General features: G+C 55.9%; 12 protein-coding genes. 7 read left to right on the top strand and 5 right to left on the bottom strand.

The window, feature by feature from the left end:
• Positions 1 to 84 precede the first annotated feature (84 nt).
• Positions 85 to 2,172, bottom strand: a complete 2,088-nt coding sequence (locus tag BJF95_RS03485; RefSeq protein ID WP_075638138.1) for an ABC transporter substrate-binding protein — start codon at positions 2,170 to 2,172, stop codon at positions 85 to 87.
• Between the two features lie 108 nt (positions 2,173 to 2,280).
• Positions 2,281 to 3,753, bottom strand: a complete 1,473-nt coding sequence (gene melA, locus BJF95_RS03480) for an alpha-glucosidase/alpha-galactosidase (protein WP_075638137.1) — start codon at positions 3,751 to 3,753, stop codon at positions 2,281 to 2,283.
• Between the two features lie 206 nt (positions 3,754 to 3,959).
• Between melA and BJF95_RS03475 the strand changes: the two genes are divergently transcribed.
• From BJF95_RS03475 to BJF95_RS03460, 4 genes are all read left to right on the top strand, one after another.
• Positions 3,960 to 4,865: an AraC family transcriptional regulator gene (locus tag BJF95_RS03475; RefSeq protein WP_075638059.1), complete on the top strand. Its 906-nt coding sequence runs from the start codon at positions 3,960 to 3,962 to the stop codon at positions 4,863 to 4,865.
• A gap of 403 nt (positions 4,866 to 5,268) precedes the next feature.
• On the top strand, positions 5,269 to 7,803 hold the full coding sequence (locus BJF95_RS03470; RefSeq protein WP_075638058.1) for a c-type cytochrome: 2,535 nt from the start codon (positions 5,269 to 5,271) through the stop codon (positions 7,801 to 7,803).
• Positions 7,804 to 7,862: 59 nt separating this feature from the next.
• Positions 7,863 to 9,755: a GMC family oxidoreductase gene (locus BJF95_RS03465; protein WP_075638136.1), complete on the top strand. Its 1,893-nt coding sequence runs from the start codon at positions 7,863 to 7,865 to the stop codon at positions 9,753 to 9,755.
• A 29-nt stretch (positions 9,756 to 9,784) separates the two neighbouring features.
• The gene (locus tag BJF95_RS03460) at positions 9,785 to 12,646 is read left to right on the top strand and encodes a patatin-like phospholipase family protein (RefSeq protein ID WP_075638057.1); all 2,862 of its coding nucleotides are present in this window, start codon (positions 9,785 to 9,787) and stop codon (positions 12,644 to 12,646) included.
• Positions 12,647 to 12,831: 185 nt separating this feature from the next.
• Here BJF95_RS03460 and BJF95_RS03455 read toward each other — a convergent pair whose 3' ends face one another.
• The 3 genes from BJF95_RS03455 to BJF95_RS03445 are packed head-to-tail and all read right to left on the bottom strand — an operon-like array spanning position 12,832 to position 15,951.
• Complete coding sequence (locus BJF95_RS03455; RefSeq protein WP_075638056.1) at positions 12,832 to 13,920, bottom strand: HupE/UreJ family protein; 1,089 nt, start codon at positions 13,918 to 13,920, stop codon at positions 12,832 to 12,834.
• Positions 13,920 to 14,753, bottom strand: coding sequence for a DUF4198 domain-containing protein (locus tag BJF95_RS03450; protein WP_075638055.1), 834 nt, complete (start codon positions 14,751 to 14,753; stop codon positions 13,920 to 13,922). The genes BJF95_RS03455 and BJF95_RS03450 overlap by 1 nt, the downstream gene beginning before the upstream one ends.
• Positions 14,734 to 15,951 (bottom strand): hypothetical protein, encoded by a 1,218-nt coding sequence (locus BJF95_RS03445; protein ID WP_075638054.1) that lies wholly within the window; start codon positions 15,949 to 15,951, stop codon positions 14,734 to 14,736. The genes BJF95_RS03450 and BJF95_RS03445 overlap by 20 nt, the downstream gene beginning before the upstream one ends.
• A 608-nt stretch (positions 15,952 to 16,559) precedes the next feature.
• Between BJF95_RS03445 and BJF95_RS03440 the strand changes: the two genes are divergently transcribed.
• The 3 genes from BJF95_RS03440 to BJF95_RS03430 all read left to right on the top strand — a co-directional run bounded on the left by BJF95_RS03440 (position 16,560) and on the right by BJF95_RS03430 (position 20,176).
• A complete protein-coding gene (locus BJF95_RS03440; RefSeq protein ID WP_075638135.1) occupies positions 16,560 to 18,038 on the top strand; it encodes a sugar ABC transporter ATP-binding protein in 1,479 nt (492 codons plus the stop codon).
• Between the two features lie 51 nt (positions 18,039 to 18,089).
• Entirely contained in the window at positions 18,090 to 19,094 is a 1,005-nt protein-coding gene (locus tag BJF95_RS03435; RefSeq protein WP_075638053.1) for an ABC transporter permease, read from the top strand.
• A 92-nt stretch (positions 19,095 to 19,186) separates the two neighbouring features.
• Complete coding sequence (locus BJF95_RS03430) at positions 19,187 to 20,176, top strand: substrate-binding domain-containing protein (RefSeq protein WP_075638134.1); 990 nt, start codon at positions 19,187 to 19,189, stop codon at positions 20,174 to 20,176.
• Positions 20,177 to 20,199 lie beyond the last annotated feature (23 nt).

Raw genomic sequence — 20,199 nt, 5'->3', positions numbered from 1 at the left:
GAAATATACTCTCTTGTGTTTCAGGCCAGTGTTTCAGGAATGGCCTTCAGCCCGTGAAATTGTCACAGGCTGAAGCGCTGCTGATCAGTTGAGAGGTTTGTTTTCGCCGGGTTTGCCTGGAAGCTGCTGCTTGAACAGCTCATAATCACCCTGCTTGTCGGCAGCCACAAACATGCGTTCGCGGATAATGGTGTCTTCGGCCCAGTTGAACATGAAGATGGGAGCGCCCACCGGAACGTTGGAAAACCGCTTGTTGATGATCAGTGCCCCGGGATATTCCGTCAGCCCAATGGTATCGACATTTTCGGTGGCGATCTTCTGATACTGTTTCATCAAGTCCCGGCGCTCAGCATTGTCCTGAGATGAGATGAATTTGTTGACGATGGCAACCAGCTGCGCCTCATAGGGCATCAGATCCACAGTGCCATCTTTCCCGGCCCGGTGATGCGCGCTTGTGCGTGGTCCGGTGGGTGCCAGCTGTGCGGTGTTTTGCACCACAGATGTCATGTCGGGATCATTGCGGCGGATCATCCAGTCAAATCGGCCGCCATAATTGGCCTGATCGCGCTTGACGCCGTCCAGCGAGTTCAGCACCACTTTGAGGCCCAGCTTTTCCATCTGGCCAATCACGCCTTCAGCAAGGTTGCGGTCGGTGCCATAGTCAGAGCTGGCCAAAAGCACGATTTGCACATCCTGACCACCCGCCACACCGGCCGGAAAATTGACGAAACCGTCGCCATCCGTGTCTTTCAGGCCGGCCTTGGCCAAAAGCGCCTTTGCCCCAGCCAGATCAAAGGGATAATAGACCGTCGATTGACGGTCATAAAAGCTGGTGCCAGACGACAATCCACCCGGATAAATGGCCGTGAACGGCCCTTTCACAAGCGATTCCCCGATCTTCTGGCGATCCAGCGCCATGGTAACGGCTTTGCGGAAATCGGGATTGCGGTTCAGCTCACGCACGGCTTGAGCGCGCGCATCAGGATCACCCCAGCCATTGGCCGAATAATTGAGCCGCAGATTATAGCCAATCAGGCGCGCGCCAAAGGCAAGGCGCGAGGGAGCCGATGGCTGGGCTGCCCGCTTGAGGCTTTCAACAAAATTTTCCGGCTGCTCAAGATTGGACAGATCGCCAGAGCCTGCAATCGCCTGCACATCGCGGTCGGCCCAGGTCGAGAGCTTGTAATGCAGCTCATTGATATAGGGCAGTTGATGTCCCTGCTCGTCCACCTTCCAGTAATAGGGATTGCGGCGCAGCACGATCATGTCGTCAGGACGGTAAGACACTGGCACCCAGGCACCCATCACCGGAATGTTCATATATTCCGGCGGCCAGCCGTTTTTATACTGATCATAGGTGAAGCCCTTGGCATATTTCGGGTGTTTGGTTTTGAGGATATGGGAAGGGCCCGGGCAGAATGTTCCGTAAGCCATGGCGAACAAATATTGCCGCGGGAACGCCTCCTTGAAGGTCCATTCCACGGTGTAATCATCAATGGCTTTCAGCGTTGTGCCGACGCCAAAGGTTTCAGGCGTCGCCCCGTTCAACGGGGTAACATTTCTGTCCAACACATTGTCGTTCCAGTAAAACATCACATCGTCGGAGGTAAACGGCACGCCATCCGACCATTTTGCGCCTTCAATCAGGTGCATGGTGAGCTTGTGTCCATCGGAAGACCATTCCCAGCTCTTGGCCAGGTTGGGCAGAGGCTCCACATCATCGGCCTTCACCTGATAAAGCGGTGCCGTGCGCGTGAGGCACTCTGACATGGCAATGTCGATGCCGCCCCAGCCCTGGGTCTGGCCTGCCGTATAATTCCAGCCCTCGGGCCTGCCGCCAATGACGTGGCGCAATGTGTCACCATAGACACCGATGCCATCGGGCATATTGCCGGTTTTGAACACCAGCGGCTCCTTCGGCAAGCGCTCTGTCACCGGTGGCAATTTTCCGGTTTTAACAAATTTCTCCGTCACCCAATCAGGCTCGCTGTAACTCGGCAGGGCCTTGAACTCCTCAATCGAGTCACGCGGCACAAAGGTAATCTTGCCTTGCCCCGGAAAGGGCGGGGCCTCTGGCACAACGGTCGGCTCGGATGCAAAGGCTGCAACAGCAAAGACCGACACACCCAAAAACAGGGCTGCGGTCTTTCCGGTGTGGATGACGCTTTTCATGGTGATTGTTCCCTCCTCAACTTCAAAATTGTCCGCAAACCGCAACGCTCCCACGCTGCGCAACATCCGGCCCCTCCTCAGAAACCGGATGTTATGCTTTTGTCTGGATCAGCTTGCGGCCTTCAGCTTTGTCGCTTCTTTTTCGGCGCGCAATTCATCAATGGAGCGCACATCGCGCCTGGCAACACCCTTCCAGTCGCGGGTCTTGACGGTTGCCTTGCTCAGACGCTCCTTGGCCTCAGGGACGGCATGGGCATATTGTGGCAGCCATTGGCTTTGCGCCATCACCATCTCATCCACCATTTGCCAGACCTCTTCCGGCGTGCAAATGGCCCCCACCAGCGGATCATGCAGCACCGCCAGCTTCAACAGATCAATATCCCCGGCAATTGCCGCATGAACAGACATGCGCTGCACATTGATGGAGGAAATGCAGGTGGCCGCACAGGCCTCTGGCAAGGTGATGCCCGCCACCATGTTGATGCCGAAACGATCCACAAATCCGGGCGATTCAATAATCGCATCTGACGGCAGATTGGTGATGATGCCATTGTTTTTCACATTGAAATGGCCGCGATAGATCCGCCCGGTTTCGAGTGCTTCCAGAATATGGCTGGCGTGTTCATTGGAGCGTTTGGCCGGGTCCAGCGGCTTGCCCGCACTTTCCAGAAACTGCGGAAACTCGGTTTCAAACCAATTGCGGGTCTCGGTCGAATAGCGCAGATAGCCGCCGGTTTCGCCGTGAATCCAGTCGGACATATCAATCCAGCGGGTAATCTCTTCCGGCCGCTTGCGATACCATGGCAGATATTCCGACAGATGGCCGTTGCTCTCGGTGGAATAAACGCCAAAGCGCTTGAGCACATCAATGCGCAACTTCTCCTGCTTTGAGAACACCGGATGGGCTTCAAACGCATCGACCAATTCCTGCTTGCCAATCTTGCGGCCTTTGACGCGCACATCGACAAACCATGTCTGGTGATTGATACCGGAGCAAACATAGTCCAACTCGCCCGGACCTGCGCCCAAAATCTCGGCAATCTGCTCGGCACCATGCTGCACACCATGGCAAAGGCCAATGGTCTCCACCTTGCCATATTCAATCGCGGCCCAGGTGTTCATGGCCATGGGGTTGGCATAGTTGAGGAATTTCGCGTCCGGCTCGGCCAGCTCGCGGATGTCTTTGCAGAAATCCAGAATGACCGGAATATTGCGTTGGCCATAGAGAATGCCACCTGCGCAAATCGTATCGCCCACACATTGATCAACGCCGTATTTCAGCGGAATGCGAATATCATCGGCATAGGCCCCAAGACCACCAACGCGCACACAGCTGATAATGTAGCGTGCACCCGAGATAGCATCGCGGCGATCTGTTGAGGCTGTGACCTTGGCAGGCAGCTTGTTGGCCTCGACAATCCGGTCGAGGATTGTCTTGATCATATCAAGATTGTGCTGGCTGATATCGGTGAGCGCAAATTCCACATCGTGAAACTCCGGCACGCTTAAAATGTCAGTGAAAAGTTTTTTGGTAAATCCGACACTGCCGGCACCAATAATGGCGATCTTGAAGCTGCTCATGCAATCCTCCTCCATAGGTATCAGGTGGCATTCTGAATGATCGGGCTGAATGATTGGGTAAAATCGGTTCACCCACGCCTGAATGCTGCGCCCATTCTGTAGGCTATAACAATTCTTGCGAATGTCCTGCTCACCAACGTATATTGTCCTCTTGGGGGCCATTATCGGTAAAATTTCCCACTCCACCAGAGAGGTATTATGCTTTCATGGGTAATTCTGTGCTAAAGTCGATGATTGATGCTGGCCCCGCCATGCGCACCGTCTCGCTGCCACGGGGGCGTCATAGCCTGCACACCATGCCGACCAGCACAGGCTATGAGGTTCGCAGTGATGCAACCTATGACTGGGATGGACGTAAACGCGGCCAAACGCCGTTCACGGTGTTGCAGCACACCATTTCCGGTGCTGGAAACCTGCGGTATGAGAACACCAACCACAGGGTCATGCCAGGTCAAACCTTGCTGGTTATGGTACCACACAATCATCGGTATTGGCTGGAGGCGGGCGGGCATTGGGAATTCTTCTGGATATCGATGAATGGCGAGGAGGCGCTTCGAATCCATAAGGCGATCCTGGCGGCGACTGGACCAGTGCTGACCTTGCAGGAAGACACGATAGAGCACCTTGCCGATTGCAGCCGAAGATTGATGTCCGGCGGCGCAGATATGCCCGGCCATGCATCGTCCATCGCTTATGAAGCGGCCATGGCGCTCTACGATGACGTGTTTGGCTCCCACCCTGTGTGGAGCACTGAATTTAGAACAATGCAGAAGGTGATTGATTACATCGCCAACAATCTCGATCAGCCCCTGTCTGTTGCGCAATTGGCAACCATCTCAGGCCTCAGCCGCGCGCATTTTTCACGCGTTTTTGCCGCCAGCGAAGGCATGCCTCCTGCGGAATATGTCTTGCACTCCCGCCTCAAAAGAGCGGTAAAACTCCTCACAAAGGGACCGAATCTCTCCATAAAAGAAATATCGATGATGTGCGGATTTGAAGAGCAAAACTATTTTTCGAAAGTGTTCAGGCGTCATTTCGGCGCGAGCCCAACTGAATTTAGAACAACAGGAATGTATTCAAGTGTGTTGAATCGATCGAATGGTTCTGACTAATATTATATTTTTTAAATTCAATTATATGAATAAAGTGATGTATATTCAATTTTTACAATTGAGCATTTTTATAAATTAAAATGCTTCGCTGCAACCATGCTGAGCAGCGCCATTGCATGGACACAAGGCCCGGCATTGCCCCCCAACGGATCATCGTAACGGCATCCTCAAATCGTATTGGCACTCGGTCATCGTTTGCGCGCGTGCAACAGACTGCGCTCACCGCTTCCACCAAGAGTTGAACATTGATCTATGGTTTTGCGATGTACTCTTTTTGGGTGTATTGCAAAAAATATCACTTTTAGGAGAGTGGTCGATTGCAAATCTACCTTAGCGAGTGATACCGCTACCTATTAGGGTTTTATTCTATTGTGCACTTTTAAAGTGTTTCAAGGGGGCGGAAATGGCGAAACGCAGGTTCTTGTGGTGGACCGCTGGTGCGGTCGTTGTTGTGGCGGGAGTAGCCGTCGTGGCAGCACTTTTGACGGGCGGAGGCGGAGGCCCGAAGCCGGGGCAGGTTAAGGACGAGCCAATGTTGGCCGGTCGCGACCTCAAGTCATTCCCTGCCGCCGATGAAGATTACTTTGCCGATATGGACGGCGGCTACAAGGGCGTGAAGCTCTCCGCCGACGAGGTGAAGGGCCGCAACAACTGGATTGTCTGGACCGGCGGCAATGATCGGTTGTGGGATGGCCTCACCAATTCTTCCTTTGGTAGTTTTGATCTCCTGAAGACGATTTCCAGCTATCCCGGCCTCAAAGCTACGCGCGACAACCGCTGGGGTTATCTCGGGCTGGTCAACGAGCCTTGCTTCAGCAAGCCAACAGCGCCCGATCCCGAACATTTTGGCCTGTGGCTTGATGTGCGCGATTCAAAATGCGCAGCCGATCCCTTTGCCAATGCCGATAAATACAAGGGTGTTGCCATTGGTGGGCGTGGCAAGACGGTGGACCCGAAAACCGGCAAAACTCTGCCGGTTGGCTCATTTTACGGCGAGCCGACAGGCATTGTGGGCTTGCGCCTGTTTCCCAATCCAGCCTTTGATGAGAAGGCGGCCAAGGACTGGGATGCTGAACGCTATTACAATGATCCGAGCTATTACAACCGCAAGGATCTGGTGCGCCCTTACCGGGTGGGCATGGGTTGCGGCTTCTGTCATGTCGGTCCTGATCCGACCAATTCGCCAGCCGATCCGAACAATCCCAAGTGGGAAAATCTGTCTTCGGTGGTCGGTGCGCAGTTTTTCTGGATCGACCGTATCTTCTCGTGGGATGCCAACCAGAAAAACTTCATCTTCCAGCTGGTGCATACGGCAAAGCCTGGCACGCTGGATACCTCGTTGGTCTCAACCGATTACATCAACAATCCACGCACCATGAACGCGGTCTACCAGACCAAGGAGCGAGTGGAACTTGGGCTGAGGCTGGGCAAGGAAAAGCTTGCGGGCGGCGGGCTTGATAACAAGCAGTTCAAGGATTTTCCGGGCTATGAAGCGTTTGATTCCACCTTCAAGGCACCTGACACCGTCTGGACGCCGCATGTGTTGAAGGATGGCGCGGATTCGGTTGGTGTGCTGGGTGCGCTTAATCGCGTCTATATCAACATCGGCCTGTTCAGTGAGGAATGGTTGCTGCACTTCAACCCGCTGGTGGGCGGTAAATCCGTCAGCCCAATCCGCATTGAGGATGGTCGCAAAAACTCCGTCTACTGGCAGGCGACCGAACAACAGACCCCGTTTGTTGCCCAATTCTTCCTCAATAAATCCATCGGTACGCCGCACAAGCTGAAGGATACGCCGGCTGGACAGCAGTTCCTTTCAACCGATGAGGCGATACTTGCCCGCGGCAAAACCGTCTTTGCGGAAAACTGCGCCGCCTGCCACTCTTCCAAGCAGCCGGATTTCCCAGCTAATGTCGATCCGCGCGACAGCATCGGGCCGGACTATATCAAGCGCTGGAATGCCTATTGGGGCTATGTCCAGACCCCGGCTTACAAGAAGGCGATGACGGACATTGCGCTGCGTCCCGACTTCCTCGACGGCAATTATCTTTCAACCGAGATGCGTGTGCCGGTAACGCTTCTGGAAACCAATGCCTGCTCGCCTCTCGCCACCAATGGTATCGCGGGCAATATCTGGGATAATTTCACCTCGCAGTCTTACAAGGATCTGCCCTCGGTCGGCACGATCAAGGTCAAGGATCCCTTCACCGGCGAGCCGACAGACTATGCCATGCCGGCAGGCGGCCGCGGCTATACACGCCCTGCAAACCTCGCCAGTCTCTGGTCGACAGCGCCTTACCTGCTCAACAACAGCGTTGGCAATGATATGGGGGCCTATAGCCCGAACCCGACGGTCGAATATCGCGTCAACGCTTTTGAGGCGGGCATACGCCAGATGCTATGGCCTGAGACCCGCAAGAAAGACGACATCCTGGGCAATAAGGGTGTTGGTGAGATTTATCGCACAGATGCAATCTCTTATCTGGAAGTGCCGGCCGGCTATCTGCCCGATGGTCTTGCCAAGCTCATTGGCCCGCTGGAGCGCTTCCTGCCATGGTTGTTTGGCGATGGCGGCGTGAAGATCGGACCAATCCCGAAGGGCACGCCAGTCAACATCCTCTCAAACCTCGAACTGAGGCTCGACGAGGCCAACAAGATCGAGAACCTCAATCAAGATACGAAGCTTATTTCGCTTCTTCTCAAGATCAAGGCGGACCTGAAAGCGCTTGGTGCCAATGCCAGCGATGCAGATGCCATCAAGGTGTTTGCAAACCTCAAGACCCCACTTTTGTCGCTCAGCAAATGCGCAGATTTCGAGGTGAATCGCGGCCATTATTTCGGCAGTGATCGCGTGCCGAGCATTGGCGGCGTGCCAGCTCCGCAAGGCTTGGACAATGCCGACAAGGAAGCGCTGATCGCTTTCCTGAAAACCTTCTGAGCGCAAGCGGGGTGGCAACACCCCGCTTTTTCATTTTCCAAAACATCGGGGGTTGGTCCATGGTCGGGACAGATACCAGCACTGCGCTGGACAAAAAATTCGAATATATCATCGTGGGATCGGGTGCCGGGGGCGGCACATTGGCTGCCCGTCTGGCCGAGGCGGGAGCGACGGTTCTTCTGATCGAAGCGGGGGGTGATCCACGCACGTTGAAAGGCGGCGATCCCGCCTATCCGGGCGAAAACCGCCTGCCGGATGATTATGACGTGCCGGTCATGCATCCCTTCGCCTCTGAAAATACCGGCATGCGCTGGGACTTTTTCGTGCGCCACTACTCCAGTCGCAAACTGCAAGAACGCGATCCAAAATTCGTTCCCGAAGAGGATGGCGTGCTTTATCCGCGCGCTGGAACGCTCGGCGGTTGCACCGCACATAACGCGCAGATCTTTGTCTACCCGCACAATGCCGATTGGGATGGCATTGCGGAGTTGACCGGCGACGATAGCTGGAACCACGACAACATGCGCAAGATCTTTGAGCGCATGGAAAATTGCCACCATCGCTTCTTTCTCTATCGCTGGTTGGCAAAGCTTGGCTGGAACCCCACACGACATGGATGGAAAGGCTGGCTGCGAACAGAAAAGGCCATCCCGCTTGAGGCCCTTGGCGATAAGGGGCTCGTCTCCACCATCTTCGACAGTGCCGTCAAGGCCATCAAGGCCCAGCCCAACAGAGAGGAAGGGCTTGACTGGACGATTGAAGGGCAAGGCGATCCTAATGATTGGCGCCTGGTGCGCAAAAATGCCACAGGTGTCCGCTATCCGCCCCTTTCCAATCGGAACCACCAGCGGATAGGCACGCGCGAGCGCGTGCTGGAGGTGCAGGCGCGCTATCCGGACCGCTTGACGATCCTTCTCGATACGCTGGTGACGCGCGTGTTGTTTGATGAGCACAATCAAGCCATTGGCGTCGAGGTTATGCAGGGTGAGCGTCTGTACCGCGCAGCCTATAACCCGGTCGAGAGTGAGCCTCCGCGCCGGCAATTCCTGTGCTCGCGCGAAGTGATCCTATCGGGAGGTGCCTTCAATACACCACAACTTCTGATGTTGTCCGGCATTGGGCCGAAAGAGCATCTGGAGGAACACGGCATTCCTGTGCGGGTCGATCTGCCGGGCGTTGGCCGCAATATGCAGGATCGCTATGAGGTGGGTGTCGTCAATCAGATGAACACCGATTGGGAAGTGCTGAAGGGGGCAAAATTTGCCGCGGGCGATCCCCAATATAACGAGTGGAAAAAACGGCGAGGTGGTGTTTATACCACCAATGGTGCTGTGCTTGCGGTTATCAAACGCTCCTTGCCGGAGCGCCCGCTGCCAGATCTGTTCTGTTTCGGCCTGCTTGGTCTGTTTCGCGGCTATTTCCCCGGCTATTCAGCGCTTTTTCCGGCCCATCTGGACTATCTCACCTGGGCCATTCTCAAGGCCCATACGGTCAACACGGCGGGCTCTGTCACATTGCGCTCTGCTGATCCGCGCGACAGACCCCAGATCGAGTTTCGCTATTTCGAAGAAGGCAATGATGACAACGGTGCCGATCTTGATTCTGTCGTCGCCGGCATCAAGTTTGTCCGCACCATGACGGCACCTTTGAAAAGGCTCGGCCTGATCGTCAAAGAACATCTGCCCGGCGAGCAGATGCAAAGCGACGAAGCGCTTCGCCAATTCGTGCGTGACAATGCCTGGGGCCACCATGCCTCCTGCACATGCCCGATCGGACCGCGCGACCAATTTGGCGTGCTGGCCAGCGATTTTACCGTGCATGGCGTACGTGGGTTGCGGGTGGTGGATGCCAGTGTCTTTCCGCGCATCCCCGGCTTCTTCATCGTCAGCGCCGTCTACATGATCGGCGAAAAAGCCGCTGATGTCATCTTGCGACAATCCGGCCGTGCCTGAGGGCAACCACAAACCGTGAGGAAGATGTAATGGATGAGGACTTCGTCGGAACACCGATCGACACCGAAACCCTGCTGCGGCAGGAGGCCTTCGAGATCGAGGGCGAGGTGATATCTCATGATGTTGAAGGCGTGGCGCTGAACCGAAGGCTCAACCGGTTGAACCGCTCGGCACTCTGCATCTCCGGCGGCGGCATCCGCAGCGCAACCTTTGCGCTTGGCGTTCTGCAGGCGCTGGCCACGCATCCGAGGCGGTCCGCAAATCAGGCGGCAAAACCAGAGGACGCCCTTCTCGGGCGTTTTCGTTATCTCTCCACCGTCTCGGGCGGTGGCTATATCGGCAGTTGGCTCTCTGCCTGGCTGAGCCGCGAAAGCTTTGGCGAGGTGCAACAACAGTTGACGCAGCGACCGGAAGGGCCGGACGTGGAACCGCCGCCGATCCGGGATCTGCGCCGCGACAGCAACTACCTGACACCGCAGGTGGGGTTGACATCTGTTGACACCTGGACGGCTGCGGCCATCGTGGTGCGCAATCTGGTGTTGATTTGGCTTTTGGTGATTTCAGCCCTTGCCACCGCCCTTTTGCTGCTCAAAAGCGCGCTGGTCTTTATTTCGTGGGTTGGGGCAACCGGCCCCATGATTGATACATCCGCCGCACGGTGGGCGCTGTTGGGTTCTGGAGGGCTGCTTTTGCTGTTTGGCCAGCGCTATACGCTGACCAATTATTCCCTTGGCAATGGCGAAGGGGGCAATCAGAAGCGGTTCGTGAAATTTGATCTTGCTCTGGCGGGTATCGGCAGTATTTTCCTCACCACCTGGGCCATTCTGCCGATCGGGTGGGATGCGCAACCACCCTCGATACCGCTTGTGCTGGCCATCGGCGTCGGTTTGTTTTTCACAAGCTTCCTCTTGTCGTTTCGCACGCATCGTCTTCAACCTCACAATCCTTGGCTAAGGCTTGTCCGCTGGATGGTGGCGGGCCTTGTCTGGGGAGGGGTTGTTTGCGCAGGCCTGATGGTGTTGGTGAATATCCTCTATGCACCGGCGCGGCTTTTGGTGCTTGTCGTGTTCGGCCCGCCCTGGTTGCTGATGGCGCAGATCACCGCCGAAACCATTTATGTTGCCGCCACCAGCAGCGAAACCCGCTCGGATGCGCAGCGGGAATGGCTTGCACGCGCTGCGGGCCTTTTCGTTGCGGCTGGTATCGGCTGCACCGCGACCATCGTGCTGGGTTTGCTCGGCTCGCGCCTGATGGATGCCTTGCTTGAAGATACGACTTATCTTTACCAGTCCCTGACCGGTGGCGGTCTTGCAGCCACCGCCGGAATTGCCCTTCTCGGCAGTGGTGGTGGCGATGGCGCAGAGCGTGGCGTTGTGGTCAGCTCCTTTGCGCGGGTGCGCAAAATTCTTCAGATCGCTGGTGGGCAGGTGTTTCTGGCCCTGTTGCTGATTGTGTTATCGGGCGTTCTCGACTACCTGCTTTTGGGCGGATCGCTACTGGATCTGCTCTTGGCAAATGCGATCAATGCACCTGTCACGATCAGCGCCGCCAATACGGAACTCGATACGCTGATATTTGGCCAAAAAATAGATCCGCCGGTCTCCGAAATGGAATTGCTTCTGCACCTTTTGGGCGGGTTTATGATTGCCGCCACACTGGCCTATCTCGTCTCGCGCAGCGTCAACATCAACCGCTTTTCCCTACACGACCTTTATCGCAACCGGTTGGTGCGCGCCTATCTCGGTGCCACGCATCGCAACCGAAAACCCAATCCCTTTACCGGCTTCGACCTTGAAGATAATCCGTTGATGAACACCATCTGGCCGCAAGCCACGGAGCGGGATGCGCCTCGTGTGTCTCGCCTCTTCCATGTGGTCAATTGCACGCTCAATGTCGTCTCCACCCGCAACAAGGCATGGCAACAGCGCAAGGCAATCTCGTTTGTCATCACGCCACGCCACGCCGGTGCAGCCGATCTCAATCCACGCAACACCTGGCGCGGCCATTCCGGGCGCTATAAAGGTGCCTATCGGCCATCCGCGCTCTACGGTGGCAAACACGGTATTTCGCTTGGCACGGCCATGGCGGTTTCTGGTGCTGCGGCCAACCCCAACATGGGCTACAATTCGTCACCGTCGATAACGCTTCTGTTCGCGCTGTTCAACATCCGGCTTGGCTGGTGGCTTGGCAACCCCGGGCAGCAAGGCAACCACACCTGGCGTCTGAGCGGTCCACGTCAGGCAATTCTTCCATGGATTGAGGAGGCGTTTGGCCTTACCACGTCTGATCGGGCCTATATCAATCTCTCCGACGGCGGCCATTTCGAAAATCTCGGTCTTTACGAGATGGTCAGGCGGCGCGTTCGACTGATCGTGCTTTCCGATGCGGGCTGCGATCCCGATTTCACCTTTGCTGATCTGGGCAATGCTGTGCGCAAGATCCAGATCGATCTCGGCGTCTCGCTCACCTTTCCTGATTTGGATCAATTGCAGCCGCGCATCCGCACCGGCGACAAGCCAAGCAACGCCCCATATTGCACCATCGGCCGCATCCATTACGCCGATGCGGACGGGGGAGGTGAGGATGGCTATATCCTCTACATCAAGCCAAGTTATCATGGCACGGAAGAGGCCGGTATTCGGGCCTATGCCAATGAGGACGAACGCTTCCCGCACGATCCGACCGCCGATCAGTGGTTTGACGAGTCACAGTTTGAAAGCTACCGTTCTCTGGGCTTCGAAATTGTCGACGAACTGCTCTCAGGCATACCGAAGACGGTGCAAGGTGGTGATCTGGAAGCCATTCTGAATGCGCTTTCTCAGCAACTCAAACCTGCTGACAATGTGGTGCCTATGCACGCCGCATCGAGTGACGCAACTGCGGCAGAATAAGTGCTTCCAACACTGCTTTGGTCCGAAAACCGGAAACCGAGCTTCGGACCAAAGCAGTTAGAGCATTTTGAGCAAAAGTGTATCGCGGTTTTGCGTCTCAAAATGCGCAAAAACAAAAACTTAGAGCAATTTTTCGATTCGAAGAAATCGCAAAATGCTCTAATATCTCCAGGAATTCCGCGTCATCAAAACCCGATGATCCGCTCCGCTGTCCAGTAAAGGCCGATGAGGGCGATGGCAAGCGATGCCGGATAGACGATGCGGGTGCGGTACCAAGGCTTGTCTTTCCACCAGAAAAGCGCAAGGCCACACACAAGACCAACAATCGTGAGCTGGCCAGCTTCGACGCCGATATTGAACGCGAGGATAGCAGCAAGGCGGTCTTGCACTGGGAGCCCCAACTCGGTCAGCACACCGGCAAAGCCAAGGCCGTGCATCAGCCCGAAGCCGAAGACCAGCACGGGCCGCCAAGGTGTCATCTGCCGCACCAGAATATTCTCGATGGCAACATAGCTGATCGAAAGCGCAATCAGCGGCTCAACAATCGAGGCAGGCAGGGCAATAACACCCTCCAGCGCCAGCAGTAGCGTCAGGCAATGCGCCACGGTGAATGCGGTGATCTGCGTGAGCAAAGGGCGCAGCCGCGTTGTCAGAAGAACAAGCCCCAGCACGAACAACACATGATCCGGCCCGCCGGGGATGATATGGGTAAAGCCCAGCTGGAGATATTCGCTGACCAGCTGCACCATGGTCTGTGCCTGCTCCGGAGAAAGCGGCATCGGCGCGCTTGGCTGGTCACCGTCGAGCCAGTGGGTGCGTTCAGCAAGTTGCAGGGCATAGCGACTTTTCAAAAGATCAAACTGCCAGATCATGGATTTGGCATGGTCTGGCATTGCGCCTTCCACCTTCAACACAACAAGCGCCGGGCGTTTGATATCCGCCGGGATTTCAAGCGTCTCAACATCTACCGTGATAGGCACTGCGACGTCATCAAGGGCGACCTGGAAATGGGAGGGGAGCGCGCCCTGAAACTGCTTGAGAATGGCAAGCGCGCGGGCTTCATCAAGGTCGCGGCTTGGGGCCATGCCTGCTGCCAACTCCAGCCGGTTGATGAGCGCGGTCGGCGCGGTGGTGACAAGCGCGGTCCAAGATGCGGCGTTAAGCTGGACGACAACGCGGCTTTCGCCGATTTCGTGGGCGGCAGACACCTGAGACAGCAGCAACGCCACAAGGAGCGCAATTGAGCGCAAAAAGAGGAGAAGGTAGCTTTTCATCAATTTTGTGGCTTTTCGAATGTGAGGGAGGACCAATGGCTTTGCCAATCTTCGCTGCTGAACCAGCCTGCGCGTTCCATCCAGACGATTTGCAGCAACCAGATGCCGCCATGGTCAACGGTCAGAGAAAATCGGCCTTGTGTGTCTGTGCGCACATTTTGCGGGTGGCGTGGGTCGGCACTTGCCCTTGCAATCAAAAGACCGCCGACAAGTGGGTGTCCGTGCCAAAGCACACGCCCGGTCACCAAAGGTGCGCGGTCTTGGGTCGGGTCGCCATCAACGAGGATTTCCAGTGTCTGCCCCAGCGCCTTGCTGCCCAAAGACGGATCTGCCACCGCCCCGCCAAGTAGTATTTTTGCATGACGGTAGAAATTTTCCCGCCCCGGCTCCTTAGCCTCGGAGCGTGTGGCACGCTCACGGATCACCCATTCCAATCCGTGGCTTTCAAGATAGCTGGAAAATCGATCGGCAGGCAGGGTGACTGTTCCGCCAGCCCCGCTATAGGCGATCAGCATCGTGCGCCCGCCATCCGCCACAATCGTGCCCGCCGGGGATAGGCCATCGGCACCAGAGATCGGCTGCGGCGCGTCATCTCCCGCGTAGAGTTCAAAGCGGTCTGTTGTTCGTGTGCGCCGTGGCACGGAATCGCCGACAAATTCCTCGCCAACCTTCAAGTCAATGGCGACGGCTATACCCGCGCCGGGGGTAAAGCGTGATGGCTCTATCCAGAAATCATGCGCAAAGACCGGTCCCGCGAGCAGCAGCGCCAGTGCATAAGCTGGCGCTGACCACCCCGCAGGCCAGCACCCAGTCTTACGTTGTCGCAAGCGCATAGATATTCCGAACCACCTGCCACAGATGACGCAAGATCACGCGCAAGCCTTGCACCACGGCCCAGGAGACCAGCAGCAGCACAATGATTGCCGCAACAAGATAGGGCGTTAGCGAGCGGGTTGGCGGCGGTGCCGGTGGCTTTTCGGGCCAAGGTTCGGCCAGATAAGGAAACTCCGACAGGAACGGTTTGTCGTTTTTCGTCGACCGGGGGAAACCGCCTTCGATGAAGGATAAATCCATCAGCAAACAATCACCTGTTGCGCAGGTCTGGGCAACAACGTCATCGGTAATGAGCCTGCCATTTGGGTAGCCAGCCTTAAATTGATCCGTGTAGATCATCACGTCCGGCTGGTTGTCATATTTGCGCAAAAGAAACGTCGTTTCCATCAGTTCGGCCAGCGCATTGGACCACCACTGGGTATTTCCCCGCAGAAAATTGTAGAGATCATTCGTACGCATCGATTGCTCCATCAGCGCAGGCAGTTGCTGGCTGGGGGCGACCGTGTTGAGAAAGCCAAAGCGCGGCAATTGCGTGCGGATGGAGCGACCGACATGGTCGATCTGCATGCCGTCCTTTGCGGTTGTACCCCACAAAATAAACGTCTTTTGCCCCGCTGGGAAGGCATTGCGGGGGATGCTCATGACCATGCTGATGGCATTGACACCGTAAAAGCGCGGAAAATTGAACGGATCGTCACGCACGCCAAAGCTGGTGCGAATATCGGCCGTGTTCTGCAACCCTTCATATTCGATGCGATCAAGCCCGGCGTCATTGTTCAGGCGGATGCGCACCCTGGCATCGGCATGAAGCTTTGCCGGAGCACTCACCGTGCCGCCATAGCGGGCAACATCGCCGGGATTGTCAAAGGAGACTGGCGTGGTGAGATCAAGATTCACGTCATAGGTGTAGGGCGCAAGATCATAGGGCGGCTTTGTGCTCAAGGCCCGGCGGACATTGAAGATCAGGACCAATCGGTCGCCATCGGGAAAGAAGAAAAGATCGGTAATATTGCTTTCCGGCCCCATCAGGTTGCTCGGGTCCGCATGGTCAGAGGCATTCGCAACACCACCCCATCCAAGACAGGCCATCATCAAGCCTGCCAACACCCCTTGCCACCACGGCCCCGGAGGTTTTCTCTTTCTATCCCGAAAACCGCGCGCCATCCGCTGCGCCATTTGCCAAAGATGCCTGCCCATTTTAGCCTCCACACGCATAAGAAATGCATCTTAAGCGATATTATTTATATTTATGCTCGCAATTGTAGAGTTGCATGAAACAAAACACCCTTCAAGGTAGATTTTAAATTTCAGAATTTCTCCTTCTGGTTTATTTTGGGAGTAGTTGCCGGATCGCAAGGTTAGGTCCGTGGTGCCAGCCTTTTCCATAAGACCCACCGGAGCATCGTGCAGATAATCGGCATCGGCCCGATGCTGTAAAACGACGATGTTTGGAGGCTTCGTGGTTAACCGGTGCAATCAAAGCGGATTTTCTTGCTCGGTCTGCGCTGAGGGCATGATCGTGGAGGCCGCATAACATCCTAAAATCCTGCGATAAAGCGCGGTTTTGTGGGCTTTGGCGCGGGTTCGTTAAAAACGATCTCAAGTCTGCGACAACTGACTTGACAATTGTCGGAACAAGATAGACAAATGTCAAACAACATCACGAGGTGGAGCTTGTGATGGAAGAGAGCCGTGTTGATGCGCATCCTCACAAAGCTGGCTAAAAAGCCGGGCAAAAAATTGGGATGAGCAGAGATTGAAGGCTTTTGCCGCTGCAAGGCGGACCGATTGGGGAGGAGACCCAAGTGGATTATTTGCTCGAAGTCGAAGGACTGCAGAAGTCCTTTGGCGGCGTTGCGGCCCTGCGCGATGGTCGCCTGACGCTGGCCTCTGGCTCTGTTCATGCCTTGTGTGGCGGCAATGGTGCTGGAAAATCGACCTTTCTGAAGATCCTGATGGGCATACACGCCCGCGATGGCGGCGTGATCCGCCGCCGTGGCAAGGACGTGTCCTATTTTACCCCCGCAGAGGCGCTTGCCGCCGGAATTGCCATTATCGAGCAAGAACTCAGCCCCATTCCCTACATGACGGTGGCTGAGAATATCTATCTCGGCCGCGAACCCGCCAGTCGGTGGCGCGGCATAGATTTCAAGACCATGAACCGCAATGCGCAGACTTTGCTCGATCAACTCGAGTTCGGCATAGGCGCAACCCAGTTGATGGCAAACCTGTCTGTCGCGCAAGTGCAGTTGGTGGAAATCGCCAAGGCGTTGAGCCATGACGCCGAGGTGATTTTTATGGATGAGCCAACCTCTGCCATCGGCGAGAAGGAAGCCCAACAGCTTTTTGCGGCCATCCACCGCCTGAAAGCGGCTGGCAAAGGCATTGTCTATGTGTCGCACCGGCTGTCTGAAATTTTTCAGATTGCCGATGCCTTTACGGTCTTTCGCGATGGATGCCACGTGGGCAGCGGTGATCTTGCCAGCATCGACCGGCCAGAGTTGATCCGCCTGATTGTCGGGCGCGCATTGGGAGAGGAATATATTAAAACCAACCGGCCAACACAGGCGGTGACTCTTGAGGTCGAGGGTTTGACGGCACCTGGGAAAATCGAAAATATTTCCTTTGTCGCCAACAAGGGTGAAATTCTGGGTATCTACGGCCTGATGGGATCGGGCCGCACGGAGATATTCGATTGCTTGTTTGGCCTTGATACGCCTGCCAGTGGCACCATCCGGCTTGATGGCGAAACGCTGACAATTCGCAAGCCTGCGGATGCGATGGCCAAAGGGCTGGCCCTGGTGACAGAAGACCGCAAACGCACCGGACTTAATCTCAGTGACAGCGTGCGCAACAATATCTGCCTGGCAAGCCTGCCTGAGATGAGCCCGCGGTTTGCCATGAACAATGGTCTGGAGCGCAAAGCCGGCAGCGACATGATGGCGCGCTTTAATATCAAGGCGGCGCAAGACACCATGGCGGTGTCTGGTCTCTCGGGTGGCAACCAGCAGAAGGTTGTGCTGGGCAAGTGGTTTTTGCGCAATCCCAAAGTGCTTCTGCTCGATGAGCCGACGCGGGGTGTCGATGTGGGCGCAAAGCGCGAAATCTACCGTATTATTTGCGATTTTGCTGAGGCCGGTGGGACCGTGGTGATGATTTCATCTGAGATCGACGAAGTGTTGGGCATGTCGGATCGCATTCTGGTGATGCGGCAAGGGCGATGCACCGGCATTTATCCCAGAGCAGAAACGACCGCGCAATCGCTTGTTCATCTGTCAGCCTGACGCCACACCGCACGCTATTTGCAAACCTGAGGCTATTGAGAGGGCATTCCAGTGTCAACCAACGAGACCCGTCTATCGTCCCCATGGTTTGGCAATGATCAACGTCGTTTGATCATTCAGAACTATGGCATTTTCATCGCCTTTCTTTTGCTGGCCACCATTCTTGCTTTCTCCAACGAGTATTTTCTGACGGCGGGAAATATCTCGAATGTTCTGCTGCAAACATCGATTAATGGCGTGCTGGCCATTGGCATGACGTTTGTGATTTTGACCCGAGGGATTGATCTGTCCGTTGGCTCTGTCGTGGCGCTGGCAGGCATTGTCAGCGCAAGCTTTGCCACCACATCCGCAACGGCGGGCGTGGTGGGCGCGCCATACTCAGCGTTCATCGCCTTGCCGGTGGGCATTCTGGTCGGCATTTGTTGCGGCACCATTGTCGGCGTGATCGTCTCTCGCTTTGCGGTGCCTGCCTTTGTCGCCACGCTGGGCATGCTCTCGGCTGCACGCGGAATGACGCTGATCTATGGCGGCGGGCGGCCTGTTCCGGCCCTGACCACAGAGTTTCGATGGATTGGCACAGGCAGCGTCTATGGCATTCCCATGCCTGTCATTCTGCTGGGCGTGGTGTTTGCCATCTCGTGGTGGGTCTTAAACAGAACGCGTTTTGGCCGCTACATTTACGCGGTTGGCGGCAACCCGCATGCGGCCAACACTTCGGGCATTCCCGTCAGCCGTCTGCGTTTTGCGGTCTATGTCATTTCGGGCGGGCTGGCCGGGCTTGCGGGCATGTTGCTGTCGGCGCGCACCGGCTCGGCACTGCCACAGGCGGGCATTGCCTATGAGCTTGATGCCATTGCCGCCGTTGTCATTGGTGGCACCAGCCTGTCGGGTGGCGTTGGCCGCATCACGGGCACGCTGATTGGTGCCCTGATCATTGGCGTGATGAACAACGGTTTGGATCTGATGGGCATCCAATCCTACTACCAGCAGGTGCTGAAAGGCGTGCTGATCGTGGGCGCTGTGATGCTGGATCAAAAGCGCAATCAGGGTCACTGATCGCTGGTTGCGCAGCAATACGCGCACTGCGGCGCGCGTGGGGTAAACGGTGAGCCGGGGAGGACGCCGTCGTTCAACGGAGGAGAATGAGCGTGAAAAAATTACTGATAGCGTTGGCAGCAGCAACCGCCCTGATGGTATCCCCATCCTTGGCGCAGGACAAAAAGCTCAAGATCGGTGCCGCCCCTTATGGGCTTAATGCCGAGTTCATGCAGATCTGGTCAGCGGCCCTGAAGCAGCATCCTGCTGTCAAAAGCGGCGAGGTGGAACTGACAATCTTTGATGGCCGCTATGATGCACTGGTCCAGCAGGAACAGTTCAACACGATGATCACGCAAAAATACGATGCGATCATCTTTGCCCCGATTGATATTGAGGCCGGTGCCACCGCAGTTCAGGCCGCTCATGATGCCGGAATTCCGGTGATTGGTTCCAACACGCGGGTCAATTCAGATCTTCTCTCGGCCTATGTCGGCTCCGATGATACGATTTCGGGCTATATGGAAGCCAAGACGGTGCTTGATAAAATTGGCTGCAAGGGAAATGTGGTGATCCTTGAAGGCCCGATTGGACAGTCGGCGCAGATTTCGCGCTTACAGGGCAACAAGAAGGCGCTTGCCGAGTGCCCCAACGTTAAGGTTCTGGCCGATCAGACCGCCAATTGGTCACGCGCGGAAGCCCAGACACTGATGGAAAACTGGCTCACCGCCTATCCGGGCCAGATCAATGGCGTGATTGGCCAAAATGATGAAATGGCGCTGGGTGCGATTGAAGCGATCAAATCTGCAAAGCTGAAGGTTGGTGATTTTGCCATCGCTGGCATTGACGGCATCACCGATGCCCTGCATGCGGTGAAAAACGGCACCATGACCTCGATTTTGCAAGATGCCCGCGCTCAGGCGCAAGGAGCCCTCGACCTTGCCATCTTCAAGGCAAAAAAGGGCAATTACAAACCGCAATCAAACATCTGGGCACAATATCCAGCCATGCCTTTCAATGACGGAAAGGACAAGAATTACAATGTGCCCTGGACGCCGGTGACCAAAGACAACGTCGATAAGCTGCTCGCTGAGCGCAATTGATGCGCCGATGACATGGCTGGTGC

This window comes from Rhizobium oryziradicis (assembly GCF_001939045.1).
GTDB classification, from domain to species: Bacteria; Pseudomonadota; Alphaproteobacteria; order Rhizobiales; family Rhizobiaceae; genus Allorhizobium; species Allorhizobium oryziradicis.
This window is presented reverse-complemented; position numbering and strand designations above follow the sequence as displayed.